Origin of the sequence: Gluconobacter cadivus (assembly GCF_015244745.1) — a bacterium.
In the GTDB taxonomy this organism is placed as follows: Bacteria; Pseudomonadota; Alphaproteobacteria; order Acetobacterales; family Acetobacteraceae; genus Gluconobacter; species Gluconobacter cadivus.
The window spans coordinates 1-20251 of record NZ_JABCQI010000007.1 but is presented as its reverse complement, the minus strand read 5'-3'; the positions used below and the strand labels follow the sequence as shown (position 1 = coordinate 20251).

16 protein-coding genes and 2 pseudogenes are annotated in these 20251 nt (G+C 56.5%); 9 read left to right on the top strand and 9 right to left on the bottom strand.

Annotated features, from left to right (window positions below):
* Nucleotides 1-9: 9 nt before the first annotated feature.
* From HKD28_RS10790 to HKD28_RS10770, 5 genes and pseudogenes are all read left to right on the top strand, one after another.
* Nucleotides 10-1086 (top strand): amidohydrolase family protein, encoded by a 1077-nt coding sequence (locus tag HKD28_RS10790; RefSeq protein ID WP_194268127.1) that lies wholly within the window; start codon nucleotides 10-12, stop codon nucleotides 1084-1086.
* Nucleotides 1083-2102: an ABC transporter substrate-binding protein gene (locus HKD28_RS10785; protein ID WP_194268126.1), complete on the top strand. Its 1020-nt coding sequence runs from the start codon at nucleotides 1083-1085 to the stop codon at nucleotides 2100-2102. The genes HKD28_RS10790 and HKD28_RS10785 overlap by 4 nt, the downstream gene beginning before the upstream one ends.
* 5 nt (nucleotides 2103-2107) lie before the next feature.
* Entirely contained in the window at nucleotides 2108-3388 is a 1281-nt protein-coding gene (locus HKD28_RS10780; RefSeq protein WP_194268125.1) for an MFS transporter, read from the top strand.
* Between the two features lie 28 nt (nucleotides 3389-3416).
* The gene (locus HKD28_RS10775; RefSeq protein WP_194268124.1) at nucleotides 3417-4685 is read left to right on the top strand and encodes an acyl-CoA dehydrogenase family protein; all 1269 of its coding nucleotides are present in this window, start codon (nucleotides 3417-3419) and stop codon (nucleotides 4683-4685) included.
* 77 nt (nucleotides 4686-4762) lie between these two features.
* A pseudogene (locus tag HKD28_RS10770) lies at nucleotides 4763-5406 on the top strand (IS5 family transposase).
* 23 nt (nucleotides 5407-5429) lie between these two features.
* Here the strand turns inward: HKD28_RS10770 and zigA are convergent.
* Nucleotides 5430-6632 carry a zinc metallochaperone GTPase ZigA gene (gene zigA, locus HKD28_RS10765; RefSeq protein WP_194268123.1) on the bottom strand — a complete coding sequence of 401 codons (1203 nt, stop codon included), beginning with the start codon at nucleotides 6630-6632 and terminating at the stop codon, nucleotides 5430-5432.
* Between the two features lie 92 nt (nucleotides 6633-6724).
* On the opposite strand from zigA, the gene HKD28_RS10760 reads away from it, so the two are divergent.
* From HKD28_RS10760 to HKD28_RS10745, 4 genes are all read left to right on the top strand, one after another.
* Nucleotides 6725-7330 carry a DUF1826 domain-containing protein gene (locus tag HKD28_RS10760; RefSeq protein ID WP_194268122.1) on the top strand — a complete coding sequence of 202 codons (606 nt, stop codon included), beginning with the start codon at nucleotides 6725-6727 and terminating at the stop codon, nucleotides 7328-7330.
* A gap of 668 nt (nucleotides 7331-7998) precedes the next feature.
* Nucleotides 7999-10389 (top strand): TonB-dependent receptor, encoded by a 2391-nt coding sequence (locus tag HKD28_RS10755; protein ID WP_194268121.1) that lies wholly within the window; start codon nucleotides 7999-8001, stop codon nucleotides 10387-10389.
* 29 nt (nucleotides 10390-10418) lie between these two features.
* Nucleotides 10419-12428 carry a phosphocholine-specific phospholipase C gene (locus HKD28_RS10750; protein WP_194268120.1) on the top strand — a complete coding sequence of 670 codons (2010 nt, stop codon included), beginning with the start codon at nucleotides 10419-10421 and terminating at the stop codon, nucleotides 12426-12428.
* 337 nt (nucleotides 12429-12765) lie between these two features.
* Nucleotides 12766-12936, top strand: a complete 171-nt coding sequence (locus HKD28_RS10745; protein ID WP_194268119.1) for a hypothetical protein — start codon at nucleotides 12766-12768, stop codon at nucleotides 12934-12936.
* A gap of 89 nt (nucleotides 12937-13025) precedes the next feature.
* On the opposite strand, the gene HKD28_RS10740 is transcribed toward HKD28_RS10745, so the two are convergent.
* From HKD28_RS10740 to HKD28_RS10705, 8 genes and pseudogenes are all read right to left on the bottom strand, one after another.
* The gene (locus tag HKD28_RS10740; RefSeq protein WP_194268118.1) at nucleotides 13026-14456 is read right to left on the bottom strand and encodes an efflux transporter outer membrane subunit; all 1431 of its coding nucleotides are present in this window, start codon (nucleotides 14454-14456) and stop codon (nucleotides 13026-13028) included.
* The gene (locus tag HKD28_RS10735) at nucleotides 14453-15631 is read right to left on the bottom strand and encodes an HlyD family secretion protein (RefSeq protein ID WP_194268117.1); all 1179 of its coding nucleotides are present in this window, start codon (nucleotides 15629-15631) and stop codon (nucleotides 14453-14455) included. Before HKD28_RS10735 ends, HKD28_RS10740 begins: the two co-directional genes overlap by 4 nt.
* Before the next feature lie 51 nt (nucleotides 15632-15682).
* Nucleotides 15683-17236 carry an MFS transporter gene (locus HKD28_RS10730; RefSeq protein WP_194268116.1) on the bottom strand — a complete coding sequence of 518 codons (1554 nt, stop codon included), beginning with the start codon at nucleotides 17234-17236 and terminating at the stop codon, nucleotides 15683-15685.
* 103 nt (nucleotides 17237-17339) lie between these two features.
* Nucleotides 17340-17876: a 2'-5' RNA ligase family protein gene (locus HKD28_RS10725; RefSeq protein ID WP_194268115.1), complete on the bottom strand. Its 537-nt coding sequence runs from the start codon at nucleotides 17874-17876 to the stop codon at nucleotides 17340-17342.
* On the bottom strand, nucleotides 17873-19429 hold the full coding sequence (locus HKD28_RS10720; RefSeq protein ID WP_194268114.1) for a cryptochrome/photolyase family protein: 1557 nt from the start codon (nucleotides 19427-19429) through the stop codon (nucleotides 17873-17875). The genes HKD28_RS10725 and HKD28_RS10720 overlap by 4 nt, the downstream gene beginning before the upstream one ends.
* Nucleotides 19426-19917, bottom strand: a complete 492-nt coding sequence (locus HKD28_RS10715) for a hypothetical protein (RefSeq protein ID WP_194268113.1) — start codon at nucleotides 19915-19917, stop codon at nucleotides 19426-19428. The genes HKD28_RS10720 and HKD28_RS10715 overlap by 4 nt, the downstream gene beginning before the upstream one ends.
* Nucleotides 19914-20126, bottom strand: coding sequence for a hypothetical protein (locus tag HKD28_RS10710; RefSeq protein ID WP_194268112.1), 213 nt, complete (start codon nucleotides 20124-20126; stop codon nucleotides 19914-19916). Before HKD28_RS10710 ends, HKD28_RS10715 begins: the two co-directional genes overlap by 4 nt.
* A gap of 14 nt (nucleotides 20127-20140) precedes the next feature.
* Nucleotides 20141-20251 (bottom strand): annotated as a pseudogene (locus HKD28_RS10705) (IS481 family transposase); the annotation flags it as partial.

Sequence of the window (20251 nt, the reverse complement as noted above, 5' to 3'; positions counted from 1 at the left end):
GGAATCTTCATGGTTCAGTCTTTTCCGGTCATTGATCTTCATGCCCATTGGTTTGCCCCTTCGACCCTCGATATTCTGGGTAAACGTCCGGAAGCGCCCCGCATCGGACAGCAGGGGGATCATCTTGCCATCTGGCGTACCGGGGCTGGAGCGGGGAAAGGCGGCGCATTTCCCCTTGGCCCACAATGGACAGACGTCAAAAAGCGCCTTGCCCATCTGGATGAGGCAGGCATAGCGCACCAGCTTCTGTCCTGGCCGACCACTCTTGGCGTTGATGCTGCCTTACCAGCCTCGGAAACGCTCAATCTCTGGACTGCATGGAATGACGAGACATCGTCTCTGGTTCGTCAGCATCCCGATCGTTTCAGCGCAGTCGCCGCACTGAGCACCAGCGATCTTGCATGGTCTGCCCGCGAACTGGCGAGAGCGCATGAGAAACTTGGTCTGATTGGCGGTGTATTGCCGGTGAATGGTTTTTTTTCCCGTGCGTCCGCAGAGCAGTTCAGGCCGTTGTTCGAGGTGGCTCAGGCCCATCGCAGCCATATCTATCTGCATACAGGGTTCGCCAATCCCGTCATCGCAGGGCAGCCGCCCAATATCCTCTATGAGGATAACGAAGCGATCCGCTGGGTCATCGACAACGGCTTTCACTTTGCTTCGGCCATAGCAACTCTGGCGTTCACGGATTTTCTGGATCCGTTTCCTGACGTCACGCTTCAGATTGCGATGCTTGGAGGCAGTGGGCTGGGAGCATTGGCCGCAGAACAGGCGGAAGTGTCTCCCCGCATTCAGGTCGGCTCATTACGCCATCACTTTCGTCAGATCTGGTTGGACACCGGTGCGGCGGGGAGTGGAAGTGCTGCGGTGGCTGCAGCGATCCGTGTTCTGGGTTCGGAACGGGTCGTCTTTGGCTCCGATTACGCACCCCTGCCAGACGTCAGACCCACCCTTGAGCGTGTCCGTGCCGCTACATCCACCGATCCGGACAGTCAGCGCGCCGTGCTCTCTTCCAATGCCCTTTCGCTTCTCTCCCGTCATGGCGGTCTTCCCACACATCTGACGGCTTTCAAGGATACTGCACCATGACGCGCCCTGTTGTTCACTATACCCGTTGCCCCTCCGTTCCGACTATCACGGCGCTTGCGCAGGCACAGGGGCTTTTGCAGGAAGAGTTTCGCGATGAGCCCGATGTGGATTTCGAATTCACGTCTGTCGGGTTTTCACCCAAACTGAAATATGAGGCCGCAGACCGCCTGTGGCTGCGCAATGCCGGTCATGCACCAGCGTTGTGGAAGCGTAGTCTGGGGGTTGCCTGCAAGGTCGTGGGCCTTGCTTTCCTTGAAGGCCGTTATCCTGTCCTGTCTCTTCATAGCAAGGGGATCGCCAGCCCTGCGTCTCTGAAAGGCCGCCGCGTTGCGGTCTTCCATAATCCGGACAGCCCGTTCGATCTGATGGTCGCTCAACAGCTCAAAATCTATCAGACGGCTCTGCAATCAGTCGGGTTATCTCTTGATGATGTGGAGCCTGTTTACCTCCCGCGTTTTCATCCCGGTGCTGTAAAGGGCAGCTTTCTGCTCTCGCTCTTTCACAAGGGATTGGAAGCACTTGAGAGCGGAGAAGTAGATGCAGTCGCGGCCTCTATCCCCCCTGACGGCGGCTTTTATCCGCAGCTTAACGTGGTTTATGACACACGCCTTGCGCCAGACAGAGTCTCGCGTGTGCATCCGTCCGTCCTGCGAGGTCTGGTTGTCAGTCAGCCGCTTCTTGAGGAACGCCGTGATCTTGTGGTCCGGATTGTTGAGCGCCTGATTGAGGCGTCGGAACGGGCCGCGCAGGCTCCGTTGGAAGCTATCCGGACCTTGGCCGGTGATCTGGGGCAGGCCCCTGAAGGTCTGGCGGCAGTCTATGAAAATATTCCTCAAGGTGTCCGTCTTGAGCTGAACGATGACTACGTCGCGTCTCTGGCGGCCCAGAAGGAATTCCTCCTGCGACACCGTCTGATCGAACATGATTTCGATCTGGAAAGTTGGATTGACCGTTCCATTCTTGTCGATGCCACGGCGCTTCATCGTCAGCGGCAGGCCCGGACCGTGAAGGTCTAACCGCCATGTCCGACGCATCATTGATCCTCTCCGCCGAGACTGGAGCCGCCATGTCGACAACTGGCCGTTCTGCCCGCGCATCGCGCGGATGGGCACTTGCCCTCCTGCTGGCGACGGGAACAACCTGCGCTATGGATGGCATGATCCTTGCCGGGCTTCTGACCCCGATCAAAGCGGATCTTCATCTGTCAGATGCGGCTTTTGGAAGCGTTGCGTCTGTCTCGACGGTAGCGGGCGTCGTCGGTGCGCCGTTATTTGCTGCACTGGCATCACGGTTCAGCCGAAAGAGCGTTCTGGTTGGATCAATTATTCTTTGGAGCCTTGCCTCTGCGGGGAGTGCCTTGGCATCTGGCCTGGCAACACTGGTATTGTGGCGGACGCTGACAAATTTCGGCATCGCTGCCTATCAGGGAATTGCCCCCGGATGGCTGGCAGATCTCTACGATCGGCGTGAGCGGAACTTTGTCTTCTCCCTGTTCATGCTGCGAAACAAACTGGGGTCCGCTCTGGCCTTCGGGGTTGGAGGCTGGATCGCAGCCCACGCAAACTGGCATGAGGCCTTTTTGCTGACGGGGCTTCCGGGGCTTGCTCTGGCCCTTCTACTCCTGTTGGTGACTGAGCCAGCACCCGGCCATGCCGATGGGCATATCGTGACCGGAAAAGTCCCAGCGGGGTGGAAGCATCAGCTTTCCGTCCTGAAAATTGGTCCATATGTGACGCATCTGGCGGCGTTATGCCTGTTTTTCTCGGGTATGATGACGGCACAGATGTGGCTGCCGGCCTTTCTGCACCGGGCGCATGGGCTGGATAACCTTCAGGCCACGCGTTTTGCATTTCTGGTTCTCATCGCCACTTTGCCAGCAGGGCCTCTCGGGGGATGGCTGACCGGACGTTTTCTGGCTGATCGGGTCTGGGGAATTGCCGCTTCCCTTGCTGTCAGTGCGTTGCTGGCTGCGTCCCTGTTCCTCGTTGCCTTCACGACCTCCAGTTTGCCGTTGTGCGAAGTCTTCTGCCTGCTTGCGATTACGACGTTCGGGGCAACGGCTGGCAGTCTGACGACATTGCTGATCGAGACCGTGCCGGTATCGCTTCGTACGATTTCGGGGTCGTTCGGCGCAATGGTTGCCGGCGGAATTTCCGGATTGATCGCTCCATGGCTCCTCGGATTGCTGTCGGACCGTTTCGGGCTGGCCAACGCCATTCTGGTCGGTCCGGCTTTCTATGCTCTGGCAGCAATCTTCTGGATTGGGCTGACCCTTCACACCTTCCGTACCCGCGCATCCTGATCCTTCATATCATCAAGGCTTGGACACCATGAACACCATCAATACTCTGTTTCCGGTTGCCGCGGCGCGGAATGCCCTTGTTGCTGCGACACGTCCCAAAATAGTCGAAACCTATCCTGAAGACTGGGTTGCACGCGCCCGTGAACTTGCTGCGGAGTTTCAGGCGGGTGCCATTGACCGGGATCATGACGGGCAGCGACCTGTCGACCAGATCCGCCGCCTGCGTGAGAGCGGACTGGTAAGTCTGCTCTATCCAAAAGCGCTCGGCGGCGGCGGCGGCACATTGCAGGACGCGGCTCAGAGCGTGTTGGAAATTGCCAAAGTTGACGGCTCCACAGCAGCGCTTCTTGGATTTCACTTCTATAATTCACTCGTGCCGTTACTTGCCGACTATACGGATAAAAATGCTGATTTCGTAAAACGCTCAACGCAGTCACGCTGGCTTTGGGGGAATGTGACGCAATATGTGAACAAGGACTTCGTGGCCCAACATCATCCTGAAGGCGGCTTCACAATCAGCGGCATAAAGAAATGGAATACAGGTGCCCCGCTGGCAGAAATCACGACTGTTCTTGCCATTCATCCTGATCGCGACCGCTATATCTATTCAGTCATTCCGACCAGCCGTGAGGGTCTGACGTTTCACGATGACTGGAATCCTATTGGTTTGCGCGGAGCTGATTCCGGAACGATTGAATTTGATAATGTCAGAATTCTACCTGAAGAAGTTCTCCACTGGTCCCATGGCCCGGGTCAGACTGGGCCTCTGCCGCTTTGGGCAAGTTTTGGAGCCATCTTTTATTCGGCTGTTTTTATCGGACGAACGCTGGGAGCACTGGAGCGCGTGCGGGAGTATACTTTGAGCGGTCGACGTCAGGGCACGTCTGCCGGTGCCACGGTATCCGCAGACGATCCGTTCATACAGGCAGAATTCGGTCAGTATTGGGTGGAAGCCCAGGCTGCTCGCGCTTATTTCGACACCACCATCCAGACAGTTCAGGCCGGTTGGGAGCGTCGCCGCGAACTGACGGACGATGAACGTAGCAAAATCGCCCTTGAGACACTCTCGCTCCGGACTTTTGCATCCCGGACCGCTCTTGAGATTACGCCGCGTATTTTTGAACTCGCAGGAGGTCGTGGAACGGCATGGGCAGCCGATTTCGATCAGTACTGGCGCGATGTTCGCACTCTGTCGTCGCATGATCCGGAAGTTCTGGCCCGTCGCGTTATCGGGCAGCACACATTGCATGGAACATCGCTGGTTTTCCCAACACATTTTAGGCCCAGGACGCATTGATCTGGACGGCAGGATGTAATTCAGTCTTCCTGAGGAGACTGAAGAGGAGTGATCTGTATTGGCTGCCGGACGAGCAGATGGATCGTCTGCGGCCCCTTTTCCCGAAGAGCTATGGCAAACCTCTCGTTGATGACCGTCGTGTGTTGAGCGGGATCATTTTCGTGAAACGAAATGGTCTGTGCTGGCGTGATGCACCCCGGGAGTACGGTTCACACAAGACGCTCTACAACCGCTGGAAGCGCTGGAGTGCTATGGGGACATTCATTCGCATGATCGACGGATTGGCCACTGACAAGGCGGAGCCTCAGACGATCATGATTGATGCGACCTATCTCAAGGCATATCGCACAGCTTCGAGCCTGCGGTTAAACAAGGGGGCCCAGGCCGTCTGAGCGGGCGGACCAAAGGCGGGATGAATACGAGGTTGCATGCCGTCATCGACCGAAACGGGCGTTCACTCGACTTCTTCATGGCCGCAGGTCGGATCGGTGATTATACCGATGCCGCTGCCCTTCTGGACAGTCTCCTACCAGCCGAATGGATGCTGGTAGATCGGGGCTATGACGCTGACTGGTCCAGGGAGGCCCTGGAGGAGAAAGGTATCAAGATCATGTTCGGCAGGTTCAAAGACTCGAGACGGGTCGCAACATGCTATAACAGATGCCCGACCGTCTTCCTCTCAGCCATCTGCCTCGCTGCAACCGTCATGTTCTGGCTATGAGTCCTGAGCTTAGAAACTTTTATTTATTCCCAGTGTGGAAAAGGATCCGCGAGATGATCGTAATGCCAGGGCATGAACACCTCGTCCTGTGAGGGCGGGACAAGGCAATCGTCCAGAGCTGCGCGGATGGCCGCTTCGTCCATTCCTGCGCCTATGAAGACGAGTTCCTGACGGCGGTCTCCGTAAACGTTGTCCCAGTAGCCTGCGAGTGTGGTGCGCCATGCCGCGTCGTCCGGCCAGTTCTGGTGGGGAACGCTGGCCCACCAGCGTCCGGCAGCCTGATGGCGGGCCAGAGCGCCTGCGATGCTCAGGTCGCCAACCCAGTCCGGTCGGGTTGCGAGCCAGAAATAGCCTTTGACCCGGACGACACCCTCCCATGACTGTCCGATGAACGCGGCGAAAGCTTCTGGATTGAAGGGGCGTTTGGCCCGGTAGACGAAGCTGGTGATGCCATATTCCTCAGTCTCGGGGCGATGTTCGGCATGACCGTGCAGTTCCCGGAACCAGGTCGGGTGCTGGTGTGCTCTGTCGAAGTCGAAAAGACCCGTATTCAGGATCTGGTCCGGCGCAACCTGGCTCTGGCGTGTTTCGATGAGCTTTGCATCGGCGTTCAGGGAGCGGATGATCAGTCGGGCCGCCTCGGCCTGTTCAGGCGAGGCCGTATCCATCTTGTTGAGGATGATGACGTCCGCAAACTCGATCTGATCGACGAAGAGATCCACAAGCGCGCGTTCGTCGTCCTCTCCCGCGACTTCACCCCTGTCCCGCAGAAAATCGGTCGAGCCATAGTCCCGGAGCAGGTTCACCGCATCCACGACCGTCACCATCGTATCGAGGCGTGCGATGTCGCTCAGGCTGCGCCCGTCCTCGTCGCGGAATTCGAAAGTTGCGGCCACAGGGAGAGGCTCGGCAATGCCGGTGGACTCGATCAGGAGATAATCAAACCGCTTTTCCTGCGCCAGCCGGTCCACTTCCGTCAGAAGGTCGTCGCGCAGGGTGCAGCAGATGCATCCGTTGGTCATTTCGACCAGTTTTTCGTCTGTTCGCGAGAGGTTGCTGCCCCCATTGCGAACGAGATCCGCATCAATATTCACATCGCTCATGTCATTGACGATGACGGCAACTTTCAGCCCTGCACGGTTATTGAGGACATGATTGAGAAGCGTTGTCTTGCCGGCCCCCAGAAAACCGGAAAGGACAGTCACGGGCAATCGAGTATCCGACATGTGGAGGAAATCCTTGGGACGTTGCAGCGGGTTGATCCGCCTTCATTATTTGATATGATATAACATATCAATGATAAGGGATATTGTCTGCGATGTCTGTCTGTCCGACACGCCGCCGTCTGGAGCGCCAGTTGCCGTTCAGTGGCATCCTGTCTGCGCATCGCAGCCTTGAGATGCACCCGATGGTCGTGTCACCAACTCTGACGGCGGCAGCGTCAGCCTATCTTGTGACGGGGCCGCGTCTGCTTATGGCAAAGGGGGCTCTGTCCGAAATGGCCGCACAGCTTACTCCGCATTGTCCGGAGTCAGCGCGGCTTCTGATTCCGGACATGCTTGAGCTTGCGGAAGTTTACAGCGCGGTGTCCGGACACCGGAATCTGCGTGTCCGGCTGGAGAAAATCACCACGGATAGTTGCCGGAAATTCCACGTGGATTGTGTGGATCTGCGGCTGCTTCGGGCTTATGTCGGGCCGGGAGTTCAGTGGACTGCTGATGAGGGACAGACTGTGCAGGAGGCTCCGACAGGGGCAGTCGTTTTCCTCAAGGGGAAGCATTTTCCGGGGTGGGACGAGGCGGAGAAAATTCTCCATCGCTCACCCCCTCTTTCATTCCGCCCGGTGCCGGAGCGTGTCCGGCTGCTTCTGACAATCGACGAAGCGAATGCCTGTGGGGATGCCGCGTTCGATATGGTTGCCTGACTGGCACTGACGATAGAAAGCTGGTCGGGTCTACATGATCGGCCAACTGCTTCACGACCATTCTTGCCTTCTTGTGATGAACTCGAATGTCCGTGCGTCGAAAAGCTCGTGTCCAAAGCAGGACCCTGACTTTTTAACTGTTTGAACAGAACCTGCCGGACGCCGCCTTTTGCCTAACAGAGGAGAGTTGAGCCGTCGTCTACCAAGGAGCGAGTTCAGAGGATTGGATCGTCATTTCGTCCCGGTTTTGGTGGGGCGAGAAAATCGCTGATATGGTCCGTTGCAGAGTCCGAGACGGGATTTTGCTGTTCGGATGAACCGCCTCACGTGGAGGTTTACAGACCGATCATGCATCTTCAGAAAATACAGACAGCATCATATTACTTACAAAAAACTCTACACTTCTCTGCGCCATTCAACACCTCATAGGCTCTGAAAGATGCCTCGTACTGAGGCGAGCCGCTAACTATGAGAAGAAAAATCTCCAATAAAGCAGAATTATAAATTAAAATCCTATGGTATTTAATAATTATAAATTTATAAATGTGCAATATTTATGAAACATATTTTTCATGAAACTATTACACGACATCACAGATACGCGAACATAATGTTCGCCGCGTTATCACTGCCCAGATTTTATTTTCTTGATGCCGGGAAAACGCGAAATGAAAAAGAATGGTGTCCTGCTCACCACCTGTCTGAGTTCGTTGGTCTTCTACAGTGCCCATGCAGCTCCGGTCCCTGCGAAAACATCCCCCCACGGAGACACATCCCAGCACAGGACACCCCGGACAGCCCCTCAGAAGCCTGCCGCTAAAAAAAGCGCCGCGCCTGAAGCCACCGTTTCCAACAAATCAGAATCCATTGTCGTTCTCGGCTCGGGTGCTTCGCGTGAAACCCAGACGCTTTCTCGTCTGGCGCTGCAGGAAGTCGCCCCCGGCACCAGCCCTCTGAAGACGCTCTCGAAACTTCCCGGCGTCATGTTCACGTCTTCAGACCCGTTGGGCGCTTACGAATGGTCGCAGCAGATCATTATTCGTGGCTTCGACCAGAGCCGTCTGGGCTTCACGATGGATGGTATTCCGCTCGGGAATCTCGCCTATGGCAACGATAACGGCCTGTCGATCGGCCGCGCCCTGCAAACCGAAAACAACGGCCCCGCAACCCTCGCCCAGGGAGCAGGATCAGTCGGCGTTGCGGCTTCGAACGATCTTGGTGGCGCTCTCGAATTTACGTCTATTGATCCCACCACGAAATATGGTGTGGACGTTGCCGGAACGGTCGGGTCCTACGGCACGTGGCGCACATTTGCCCGCGTCAATTCCGGCACGCTGCCGGGCGGCGGACGGCTTTACGTCTCTTATGATTATCAGGACGCCAACAAGTGGAAAGGCGACGGCATCCAGCAGCAACAGCAGGCAAACGCCAAGTTCATCCAGCCGCTGGGTGAGAAGGTTAAGCTGACCCTGTTCGGCGATTACAGTCAGCGCGCGGAAAACGATTATCAGGATCTGTCCCTGCAACTGATCCATACCCGCGGCTACAACGTCGATAACATCACCAACGACTACGGACTGGCCAAGCAGATCGCCCGGGCCTATCAGAACGGTACGGCCTTCCCGCAGGGCATCACCAATCAGGACCAGTCCTATTACAACTCCGCTGGTCTGCGTCAGGACGCGCTGGGTTATGGACGTCTGGACTTCGACATTACCAGCCGCCTCAAGGGCTATGCCACGGTTTACGGTCATACCAATACCGGCGAGGGCATTTACGCCACACCTTACGAACCCACGCCTGACTCACTCGGCGGCTCGCCCATTTCGGTGCGAACCACCGAATATGACATCCATCGCGAAGGCTTTATCGGCGGCTTGACCTACAAGATCGCCAACCACACAATTGATGGCGGCTTCTGGTTCGAAAACAACGACTTCGAGCAGGCTCGCCGTTTTTATCCGCTTAGCGAAAGCGGCTATACTGGTAGTTCAGTCCACTGGTTCCGCAACAATCCGTTCGCCACGCAATGGCAAAGCGCGTTTAATACCAAGACATACCAGTTTCATCTTCAGGACACCTGGCAGATCACTCCGGCCTTCAAGCTGAATTACGGCTTCAAGTCGCTGGTCGTCGACAATCATGCCCGCCAGCTTGAAGGCAACTACATGGGCACCCCGGTTGCCAACACCTATGCCGGAGGGTCCATTACGTCAGCCAACGGCTTCCTGCCGCAGCTTGGCGGCAATTACCGCATCAACCGTCATAACGAAATTTTCGCCGATTTCGCCCGCAACATGGCGGCCTTCGACAATTCCACGACTGGCGCCACCAGTCCGTTTGCAATGACGACCGCAGCGTATGCAGCGGCCAAGAATTCGCTGCATCCTGAAATGTCCTACAGCGAAGAAATCGGCTACCGCTACCACGACCACCGCATTCAGGCGTCTCTGACCGGCTATTACATCGAGTTCGAAAACCGCCTCGCCTCCATCTCGCCCGTGTCCAGCGGAACGAACGTTCAGGGCTATGCCAGCATCCTGAGCAATGTCGGTGGTGTCACGGCACGCGGCATCGACGCCGCCTTCAACTATCATTTCACCGATAACTGGTCGATTTATGCCTCATACGCCTACAACCAGTCCACCTATGACGACAACCTGACGACCGGCGGCGTGACCTACGCCACCAAGGGCAAGAGCGTGGTTGCCATGCCGCGCAATCTGGCCAACGTACAGCTCAGCTACGACGACGGCTCGATCTGGGGCAATGTCGGCATGCAGTATCAGGGCCGCAGAACCTACACCTATACGAACGACCAGTGGATCAAGCCGAACGACATTTTCAACCTGAATGTCGGCTATCGCTTCCACAGCCATAACTGGGTGCTGCATGGTCTGGACGCCCAGATCAACGTCACCAACCTGTTCGACAAACGCTATGTCGCCACCGTCGGCAGCACGGGCTTTGCCGTCAGCGACCCGTCCGGCAGCCTCCAGACTCTTCAGGCCGGTGCGCCCCGCATGGTGTTCTTCACCCTGCGCAAGCACTTCTTCTGATCGCTGACCTCTTCACGGATGACGCCCTGATGCCACGTTCCCCCAGCCGTCGACAGTTTCTCCGGTTCGGCTCCGCCACCGCGGCGGCGGCCCTTCTGCCGGAGAACCTGAAGCGTGCCCTCGCCATCGCGCCGCATACCGTCACAGGCACGATTCAGGACGTGGAACATGTCGTCATCCTGATGCAGGAAAACCGGTCTTTCGATCACTATTTCGGCTGTCTTCAGGGAGTTCGCGGCTACGCAGACCCCCGCGCTGCAAGCCTGCCGGACGGCAGCAGCGTCTTTGCTCAGCCGGACGGAAAGGGAGGCACCGTTCTCCCGTTCCTGTTCAACACGGCCCACACCTCCAGCGCCTGCCTCGCCAGTCTCGACCATAGCTGGAAAGGCACCCAGGCCGCATGGAACGACTGGAACACATGGATCTCTCACAAGGGGCCCATGACCATGGGGCATTTTACTCGCGCTGAAATCCCGTATTATTACGCCCTCGCCGATGCCTTCACGATCTGCGACGCCTATCACGCCTCCCTTTTCGGCCCGACCAATCCCAACCGCCTCTTCCTGTTTTCTGGAACGAGCGGTCTGGCCGTTGGCCATTCCGGCAAACAGGCCGTTGAGAATGTGGATGACGGGAACTGGTCGGCCGACATGGCCCATGACCATCCCGATTTCACACCCTTTCGCTGGGACACCTATCCGGAAAAACTTCAGGACGCGGGCATTTCTTGGCGCGTCTATCAGGAATACGACAATTTCGGCGACAACCCGCTGGCGTCCTTCGCGCAGTTTCGCAACCTCGACCCGGCATCCTGGCAGTATCGCCGCGCACGACAGATCGTTCCCGGCTCCACCGAAGCCGACATGCACACGACCGAAGGCCGTTACCTTGTTGCCGAATTCGAACGCGACATCTCGGAAGGACGCCTGCCGCAGGTCTCATGGATCGTCCCGCCCACAGCATTGAGCGAACACCCCAACGCCCCACCCGGCTACGGCGAACATCTCATTTCCCAGCTCATGGACGTCTTCGTCCGCCATCCCGACGTCTGGTCACGCACCGTCTTTATTCTCAATTACGATGAAAATGACGGGTTTTTCGATCACGTTCCTGCTCCGGTCCCCGCGCTGACACCGGAGCAGGGCGGCGGGACCGTCTCAACGCAGGGAGAGTCCTATCACGATGTTCCGGTCGGACTGGGACCGCGCGTCCCCGCCATCATCGTTTCGCCCTGGACAAAAGGCGGCTGGGTCAATTCGCAGGTGTTCGATCACACCTCCGTTCTGCGCTTTCTTGAAGCACGGTTTGGCGTTAAATGCCCGAATATTACACCGTGGCGTCGCAGCGTCTGCGGCGACCTGACATCCGTGTTCGACTTCGCCCAGACAGATCGCACATGGACTGCAAACCTTCCGAACACGGACGACTATCTCCCCGAAACCCGACGCTCCTGCGTGCTTCCCCATCCGGTCGTCCCGACAGTCCAGAAACTGCCCCGACAGGAGGCAGGCCAACGTCCGGCCCGTGCATTACCCTATGATTTGCACGCTGATTTTCTGATGCCAGATACCCTCAAACTGACAAATACTGGTTCCCAGGGCGCTGTTTTTCGGGTTCGTACCAACGGTACCGCCCGACATTACACCCTCGATGCCCGAACAAGCCTTCTTGTTCCTGTAAAACCTTCCGATATGGAAGCGATCACAGTTCACGGTCCCAATGGCTTCTATCGTTACTTGAGAGGGAAAGAATTTCCTGAGACGACGCTTCAATATGATCATAAATTAGGCGCACTACTTTTATGTCTTCGTAATACAACGTCCAAGGTCCAGACCTTTCATATTAACGAAAAACATGCTGCCAGCCTCCGCACGGTTTCTCTGTCCCCTGCAGAAATCCAAACAATCCAATGGGATATTGCCCCAGCTTCATACTGGTACGATCTGGAGATTCTATCGACTCAACGGACCAACATAGTGCTGCAACTGTCAGGACATATCGAAACCGGCCGACCGGGCCTGACTGAGCCCCATTTATAATAATAACGTAACAAAATTTGGATAAATCTTATCCAATCCCAAAAAATATCCTAACGATACGTACTATCTGAAGCTGTCATTACTTTTCTTTCTGTGGGATTTTATTTTTAAGAGGCAGAACTATCTTGTTCTGGGTCACATACCCAAAGCTGATCACAGTTTGCTAACAGACTATTAGATTACGTTAACAAAAGGTCTATACGACCAGCCTGAGTTCTGACTTGGTGCCAGATTCAACGCAGACGGTACGCTGAAGCGAGCATGCGACGAAGCAATCTGACGGCTCAGGAATGGGCGATGATCGGTTCACTTCTGCTGCCAGAGCGCGCTACGGCAAATGAAATTCGGTTTCCGTCAGGATCTGCTGACTCACCGGATCCTGAGGGTCATTCCATCAGGCAAAGGTCACAGTGCGTTACAGAAAACAGAATGGCGGCGTTCCAGAGACCGCAACCGCATCAAGCGGATGATCAACCATCTCAAGCAGACGCGCCACGTCGCGATCTGATACGACAAAACCGCCCTGTCCTTTAAGAGTTTCCTCAATATCGCCGCCGCAAGGCACCGCCTCAGTCCTTATGTCAACGTGATCTAGGTTTATTCGGCATACTGCCAACCTCCACCCAGTGCGCGGTAAAGGGCAACAAGTGCGGTCTCAGTTCGCGTTCGGCTAATGGAAAGGGCAGACTGGCTGGAAAGCAGAGCTGCCTGTGTTGCCACGACGTTTAGATAATCCGTTGCGCCTTGCTGGTAACGCTCTTGTGCGGCGTGGAAGGCAGCCTTGTTCTGAAGAAGTGCTTGTTGCGTCAGATTATAAGTCGACTGCGCCTTGGCATAGGCCGTCATGGCATCGTCGACTTCGCGCCAGGCATTCAAAACCGTGTTGTGCCAGCTCAGGATGGCTTCACGTTGCGCGGACTTGCGGAACTGGAGCGTTGAGATCAGCCGTCCACCTTCGAAAACAGGAATATTGAGGGTAGGACCAACGCTGAACTGCTTTGCTGGCAGTGAAAAGAAATCGGCAGCGGAAAAGGACTCCGTTCCCATATTCCCGGCGAGCGTGATGTCCGGATAAAAGGCCGCCGTCGCCACACCGACTTCTGCGGTCGCAGCATGGAGACGCGCTTCCGCCTCAAGGATGTCCGGACGGCGACGTGTCAGATCTGATGGAAAACCCACGGGAATGCGGGCCGGGAGGGGCGGCTGGACAGAGGATGGCCTCAGTTCGGCCTCAAGGGCGCGGGGGGGCTCTGCCAGAAGCAGGCCAATAGCATTGATGAGAGCTGCTTCGGAGTTTTCAAGTCCCGGTAAATCAGCGTTCATGCTGGCAAGCTGTGCAGAGGCCTGTGAGACGTCCAGAGTCGTGGCAACGCCATTGGCGAAACGATCTTTCACCAGATTCAGGCTGCGTCGGGCCAGTGCGATATTTGATTGGAGAATGGCTTGCTGCTGTTGCACGCCGCGCAGTTGCATGTAGCTTGTCGCCAGGTCGCTCACCGCAGCGAGCGCTGTGGCACGGCGGGCCGCGAGCATAGCTGTTTCATTTGCACGTTGCGCTTCGACACTACGGCGAATGGTACCGAACAGATCCAGATCCCAACTGGTGCTCAGAACGTTTTCGTAAAGATTGAAATTCATGCTCGAACCGGGGCGTGGTTCCGCGAGCGAAAAAATACCTTCAGAACTAAGCTGGCGATAGGCGTAGGAGCCGGACCAGTTGGCCTGTGGCAGACCCGCGGATGCGGCAGCTTTCATCTGCGATCGGGCTTCGCGGATGCGCTCTGCGGCGATCTGCAGACTGAGGTTCTTTTTTCCGAGCCGATTGGTGAGGCTGGTCAGTTCGGGATCATGGAAATTTTGCCACCAGTGCGTGTCGACAGCACCCGCATAGGTCTGACTGGCACTCTGGGGTTCAGGCCCCCAACTGGCGGGAGTATTCATGGTCGGGCGATGAAAGTCCGGCCCCATGGTGCAGGCCGAAAGTACGAAGCTTCCGGTCAGCAATGCGGAAATGGAACGGCGCTTCATGGCGCCGCAGCAAATGTTGGAGAGGATAGGGAAGTCGTAACGCTTTTCGGGCTTTGAAGCTGTTCGGCGGTGACATTGTCGAGGTTGGTATCCACCGTGGTCTCTACGGAAAAGCCAAGACGCAGCAGATGGGCCAGCGGCTGGTTCGGCGCAAGGATAATCTTGACCGGCAGGCGCTGGACGATCTTGGTGAAGTTTCCGGTCGCGTTTTCCGGCGCAATGGGGGCGAAGACAGCGCCTGAGGCAGGGGGAATGCTGTCCACGATCCCGTCCAGCGTCACGTCATAGGCATCGACATGGATTTTAACAGGTTGACCCGGACGCATGTGACGGAGCGCGAGCTCACGGTAGTTGGCGCGGACCCAGATCTGGTCGAGCGGGACGAGCGCCATAAGAGCGGCACCTGGAGCAACATAATTTCCGGTCTGGACGCTGCGTTCGCCGATCATACCGTCTTCCAGCGCGCGGACTTTGGTATAGGACAGGTTCAGCTCGGCCTGACGGACATGGGCACGGTCTATATCCACGGTCGCCAGTGCAGATTTGTGTCGGGCCTGAAGGACAGGGATCTGGGCGCGTGCGGCGGCAATGCGTGCTTCAAGGGACTGGAGTGTTGCTTCCATTTCGCGCAGGCTCGCTGCGGACTGCTGATGTTCCTGCGTCGAACCGGCACCCGTACGGGCCAGGTTGGTATATCGCTGGTCATTCTGACGGGCAAAAACGAGCTGGGCGCGGATGCGGGCGGCTTCCCCGACATTCTCATCAATAATGGAGGGCTGGCGTGACACGCTGGCTGCGGCGTCCTGCACGAGTGCTTCGTCCCGGGCAAGCGTCGCACGGCTCTGGTCCAGCGTGGTCTGGTAATCGTGGGGGTCCAGTTCGACAAGAACCTGTCCGGCTTTCACGGGCTGGTTGTCTGTGACATCGACAGCGATTACCTGTCCGGCGATCCGGGGGGCGACGACGGTATAATGGGCTGTCACATAGGCATCGTCGGTCCAGACATGGCGGTTGGGTACAAAAATAATGCCCAGAACGACAGCGATGAAGATGAGGATGACAAGGCCCCCACCAATGAACAGCCAGCGGGTAATGATTTGGTGTTTGCGGTCCTGCTTTTTTTTCTGTTCCTCTTCCCGAGGATCTTGGGAAGACTTGTCGTGCTGGTCTGCCATCCTGCGGCAATTCCTTTCATGTCCTGCCGTATGGCAGGATGGCTTCGGGAGTTATTTCGACTGAAACACGATACGGGGGGGATAGGTTCGAACGGGAAGGACGCAGACCCAGATCATCAGGAAAACCACGAGACCGGCGAGCACGACCCAGTCATCGCTGAACGTCAGCGTTGCGGTCTGTCGGGCCATCTGGGCATGCAAGGCGCCCATACTGCCGGGAGAGGCAGCCTGGCCGGAGGGCGTGAGAGGAGCAGGCCGTTGCAGAACAGGGTTTGTGCCCTGCACGAGGCTGTAACGAACCTGCCCGAGGTGGTCGGCAATACGATCAGAGTGAAGCGAGCCGCGTTCGCGGTGCATGAGTTGAAGCAACCAGATGCCTACGGCTTCTGCAACCGCCCGCGGTGTGTTGACCATGGCAGAGGCAAATGGTCCCTCCGAAGGATCGAGTGTGTTGGTGGACATCATCAGCAGAGGCATGACAATCATCGCGTTGCCAATGCCCTGTAACGCCTGCCAAAGATAGAACTGGTCACGGTTCCAGTTCGAGGTGAGGAAGAAGTCGCCGATGCAGGCCGTCAGAATGCAGGCCATGCCGATAAAGCTGACAATGCGGGAATCTACCCAGGTTTTGTTCAGAACGACCGCCATCAGAGGGAGCATGACGAGTTGTATGGCCGCGATTTCCAGTGTGACAGGATAGATCTGTTCCGGACGATAACCAGCGGCGGATTGCAAAAAGGATGCTGGCAACGTGGATGAGGAAAGAGAAATAACTACAAAGGTCAGTAGGGTGGTGGCGCCATAGGCGAAGTTGCGGCGACCAAGCAGCTGGAACCTGAACAGTGGAAGTGGGTGAAACCACTCGTTCAGAACGAAAAGCGGAATACAGACGAGGCTTGTCAGCCCTAGCACGCAGATAAAAGGACTGTTGAACCAGTCCATCCAGTCGCCCATCTGGAGCATGATCGAGAAAGAGCCCATTCCAAAGACGATCAGAAGGAAACCTTTCCAGTCGAACTTCCAAAACCGCTCATGTTTTGTCGGATCGACCGGCATGCCGTACCACAGCAGCAGGAAAGACAGGGTGCAGAGCGGAATCGACTGCCAGAAGACGAAACGCCAATCCACGAGATCCGTCCATAATCCGGCGAATGCCATGCTGAGATTGGGAAAGAAAGTTGCGGTCAGGGCATATGCGGCCAGACCGTAAAGCCGTATGGGCGGCGCGAGAACCCGCAAGGCGATGGTCATGAGAAGAGGAACAGTGAATCCTCCTGCCAGCCCCTGAAAAACACGCAGGATGTAGAGTAGGGACAGGGTGGAGGTGAACGGAATAAGGCTGGACGACAGGACAGCGAGAAGCGCTACAAAAAACGAAAACCGTCGCAAAGTCAGTGTTACGGCAAGCCAGGGTGAGACCGACATCCCGATGATTTCGGCGGTAATGTACAAGCTCGAGAACCAGCGCTGGGAGTCCAGACTCAACCCCAGAGCACCCGCGATATCGGGAAGCGCCTGAGCCGAAACCTGTTCGTTCAGTTCTGTAGCGAAAGAGAGGGCGATGATGCCGGCAAGCCCGAACAATGACCTTTGCTGTGGCGTCATGCAGATGATCGGGCAGGAAAAAAGTGCATCATTCCTCAGGTCATGCAAGCACAGTCAAAAGTGTTTTAGACCGGATTCAGCAATTCCCGGCATAAGGAAAAATTTAAGAATGGCTACGCGGCGTAAAAGGTGTTCGGACGAGAAGTTCCCAGGGTCCGCCAAGATATCGCCACAGGCGAAGGGCCGCTCCATAGGTTCTGACAGGCCTGTATGCCGGTAAGAGATTTTCCAGAAGCTCTCGGGCTTTCTGGGGAGAAACCTTGTTCTGGATGGTCAGATGGGGGTGCCATCGCGCGCGATCCTGTGCCGTACGGCGTTCTGGTGGAACAAGAGCGGCAATTTCTTCCCGGACGACTTTGATCTCAGGGGACAGGATACGATAAGCCACACCCCGTCCCAGCAGAAATGGCGCCTCGATTGTGACGCAGGGCGCCTGTTGGTATCCGGTCAAATGCGTCAGGAGGGTGTCTGCATAGTCTGCAGGCAGGGCGTGGAAAAGCGTGATATGCGCAGGGACGATATTGCGGTCTTGGGGAAAATGGCGGTCTCGCATGGACTGCGCCCAGTCCTGCACGGACTTTTCCAGCTCAAGGGTCAGGATCAGGGGCGCGTCCTGTTTTTCGGACAGAGAGTGACTCACGCTTTACGCGCCCAGCCCGGTGCCGCCGGGGTAAGGGTCTCGAGAAAAACAGATGCACTCGAGCGATAATCCTGCTGTCTTTCCCTGCTGAAACGGTGCCATATTGCGTACATGTTTTTCATGCGCATGTTGTGAGAAAACCGTGTTTCGTGCCGTGCCAGAAAGTCCCAGTAAAGAGCGTTGAAGGGGCACGCCTCGGAGCCTGTTTTGCGCCCGACATCAAACCGGCATTTCCCGCAGTAATCCGACATGCGGTTGATATAGGCGCCTGAACCTACATACGGTTTGGAGGCGATCTTCCCGCCATCCGCAAACTGGCTCATGCCAATGACGTTGGGAAGTTCAACCCATTCGAAGGCATCGAAATATACAACCAGAAACCAGTCAGAGACTTCTTGCGGATTTAGACCAGCCAGAAGGGCAAAGTTGCCCAGAACCATCAGGCGCTGGATGTGATGGGCGTATGCTTCCCGTTTTGTCTGGTCGATACTCTGGGCCAGACAGTTCATGTCTGTCTGGCCCGTCCAGAAAAACCCAGGCAGAGGTCTGCGAGCGGCCAGTTCATTCCGGGATGCAAATCCGGGCATGTCGCGCCAGTACATTCCGCGCATATATTCGCGCCAACCAATGATCTGGCGAATGAAACCTTCGACGGAATTGATAGGGGCGTCGCCCTGCTCATAGGACTCGGCTGCTGCTGTGCAGACCTCGAGCGGAGTCAGCAACCCCGTATTGAGACAAAGGGAGAGACTGCTGTGATAAAGATAGTCCTGCCCCGTCATCATGGCGTCCTGGTAGCGCCCGAAGTCGGGAAGGGAGGTGCTTACAAATGCTTCAAGTGCCTTCAGGGCCTGATGCCGTGTGACAGGAAGCGCGAAAGGCTGCAGCTCTCCGAAATGGTCAGCGAAGCGATGCTGCACGAGTTTCAAGACATCTGTGGTCGTGTCATCGGGATTGAAACGCTCTGGAGAAGGATAATTCAGGCGGCCGACAGGTTTTTCGCGGTTGTCATGATCGAAATTCCACTGACCGCCCGCCGGTGTGCCGTCAGCATTCATCAACAGACCCGTTTTCAGGCGCATTTCGCGGTAGAAATACTCCATGCGCAGCGTTCTGCGGTCTTTGGCCCAATGCTCGAATTCGTCCCGCGAGCAGATGAACCGGTCATCCTCAAGAATGTCGCAGGGAGTGCCAGCTTTTTTACCCCATTCCTGCTGGAGCTGACAGACACGATATTCGGAGCCTGTGACTGTCCGGATACGCGTGGCGCGGTGCCTTTTCGCTGCACGCACAACCTCGCCTGTGAAACCGTGCGTATTTTCCGGCGCGTCGAGTGTGACATAATCGACCGTCCAGCCCTTCGCTCGCAGATCATCGGCAAAGTGACGCATGGCAGAAAATATGAATGCTATCTTCTTCTTATGGTGCCGGACATAGGTCGCTTCGTCCCAGACCTCCATGAGAAGCACCACGGACGTCTTTCGGTCCACGTTCTGCAGACTGGCAAGAGAGGGCGAAAGCTGGTCTCCGAGAACAGGGATCAGCAATGTCACCCCCGGGCCTCGACGTTATTGCGTGCTGCCGCGCCAAGAAGAGCAATCAGTGCTGTCGCGACCAGAAGCTGGAACGGCCGCAGGCGTAGAAAGAAACGGGGAAGCCGGTCCTGACGGGCCAGAAAAACGTCTCCACCGAGCGTCAGAAGCATTCCGGCTGGCGCAATCCGCCATGCCGTGCGCGAGGGCAGAAGCGCTAACCCCAGCCCTCCGAAATGCATGCTCAGGAAAATCAGCGGGTCAGACAGACGCGGCCCTTCAGGGTTGTAAAAACTCGCCCCACGATGGACGCCAGCAAAAAAACAGAACAGACCTGCAACCCAGATCCGTGCCAGATGGAAAACGAAAGACCGGATCTTCCCGGAAGTGAGGCGAGTACAGAGCAGGAGGACGGCCAGCATCAGAATGGCAAGCCATCCCAGCAGACCGCCTTCGAGAGGTGTACGTTCCGCCTGCGCTTCTTCGCTATGATAGATCCGAGGTGTCATGCTCCTTTGCCTTCGGTCTTCCTGTAAGACGATGATTTTCCCAGACTCCCGCCGAACATGCCGACCATCATCGAGAGGTAGATGAGCGCCATATCCGAACGGGAGAAGACGAGTTCCCAGCCTGGAGTGAAACGTTTGGGAGTGGCTTTGTAGTCCACCACACAGGATACAGGGCCAAGAGCCGCCGTTACGAGCATTGTGCGCATCACCGTCGGATTGCGACCTAGGTGTTTAGTCCCGGGATTTGATGGGTTGGATTGATGATGAATCTTTCTAGCTCTGAAGTCCAGATTTTGCAGACGTATTCGTAAGGGGTAAGGCCACTGAGGGTCTT

What these genes read in the sequence shown, in the direction of transcription:
- HKD28_RS10790 (WP_194268127.1), top strand. Translation starts at nt 10, where the DNA reads ATGGTTCAGTCTTTTCCGGTCATTGATCTTCATGCCCATTGGTTTGCC.
- HKD28_RS10785 (WP_194268126.1), top strand. Translation starts at nt 1,083, where the DNA reads ATGACGCGCCCTGTTGTTCACTATACCCGTTGCCCCTCCGTTCCGACT.
- HKD28_RS10780 (WP_194268125.1), top strand. Translation starts at nt 2,108, where the DNA reads ATGTCCGACGCATCATTGATCCTCTCCGCCGAGACTGGAGCCGCCATG.
- HKD28_RS10775 (WP_194268124.1), top strand. Translation starts at nt 3,417, where the DNA reads ATGAACACCATCAATACTCTGTTTCCGGTTGCCGCGGCGCGGAATGCC.
- zigA (WP_194268123.1), bottom strand. Translation starts at nt 6,632, where the DNA reads ATGTCGGATACTCGATTGCCCGTGACTGTCCTTTCCGGTTTTCTGGGG.
- HKD28_RS10760 (WP_194268122.1), top strand. Translation starts at nt 6,725, where the DNA reads ATGTCTGTCTGTCCGACACGCCGCCGTCTGGAGCGCCAGTTGCCGTTC.
- HKD28_RS10755 (WP_194268121.1), top strand. Translation starts at nt 7,999, where the DNA reads ATGAAAAAGAATGGTGTCCTGCTCACCACCTGTCTGAGTTCGTTGGTC.
- HKD28_RS10750 (WP_194268120.1), top strand. Translation starts at nt 10,419, where the DNA reads ATGCCACGTTCCCCCAGCCGTCGACAGTTTCTCCGGTTCGGCTCCGCC.
- HKD28_RS10745 (WP_194268119.1), top strand. Translation starts at nt 12,766, where the DNA reads ATGAAATTCGGTTTCCGTCAGGATCTGCTGACTCACCGGATCCTGAGG.
- HKD28_RS10740 (WP_194268118.1), bottom strand. Translation starts at nt 14,456, where the DNA reads ATGAAGCGCCGTTCCATTTCCGCATTGCTGACCGGAAGCTTCGTACTT.
- HKD28_RS10735 (WP_194268117.1), bottom strand. Translation starts at nt 15,631, where the DNA reads ATGGCAGACCAGCACGACAAGTCTTCCCAAGATCCTCGGGAAGAGGAA.
- HKD28_RS10730 (WP_194268116.1), bottom strand. Translation starts at nt 17,236, where the DNA reads ATGACGCCACAGCAAAGGTCATTGTTCGGGCTTGCCGGCATCATCGCC.
- HKD28_RS10715 (WP_194268113.1), bottom strand. Translation starts at nt 19,917, where the DNA reads ATGACACCTCGGATCTATCATAGCGAAGAAGCGCAGGCGGAACGTACA.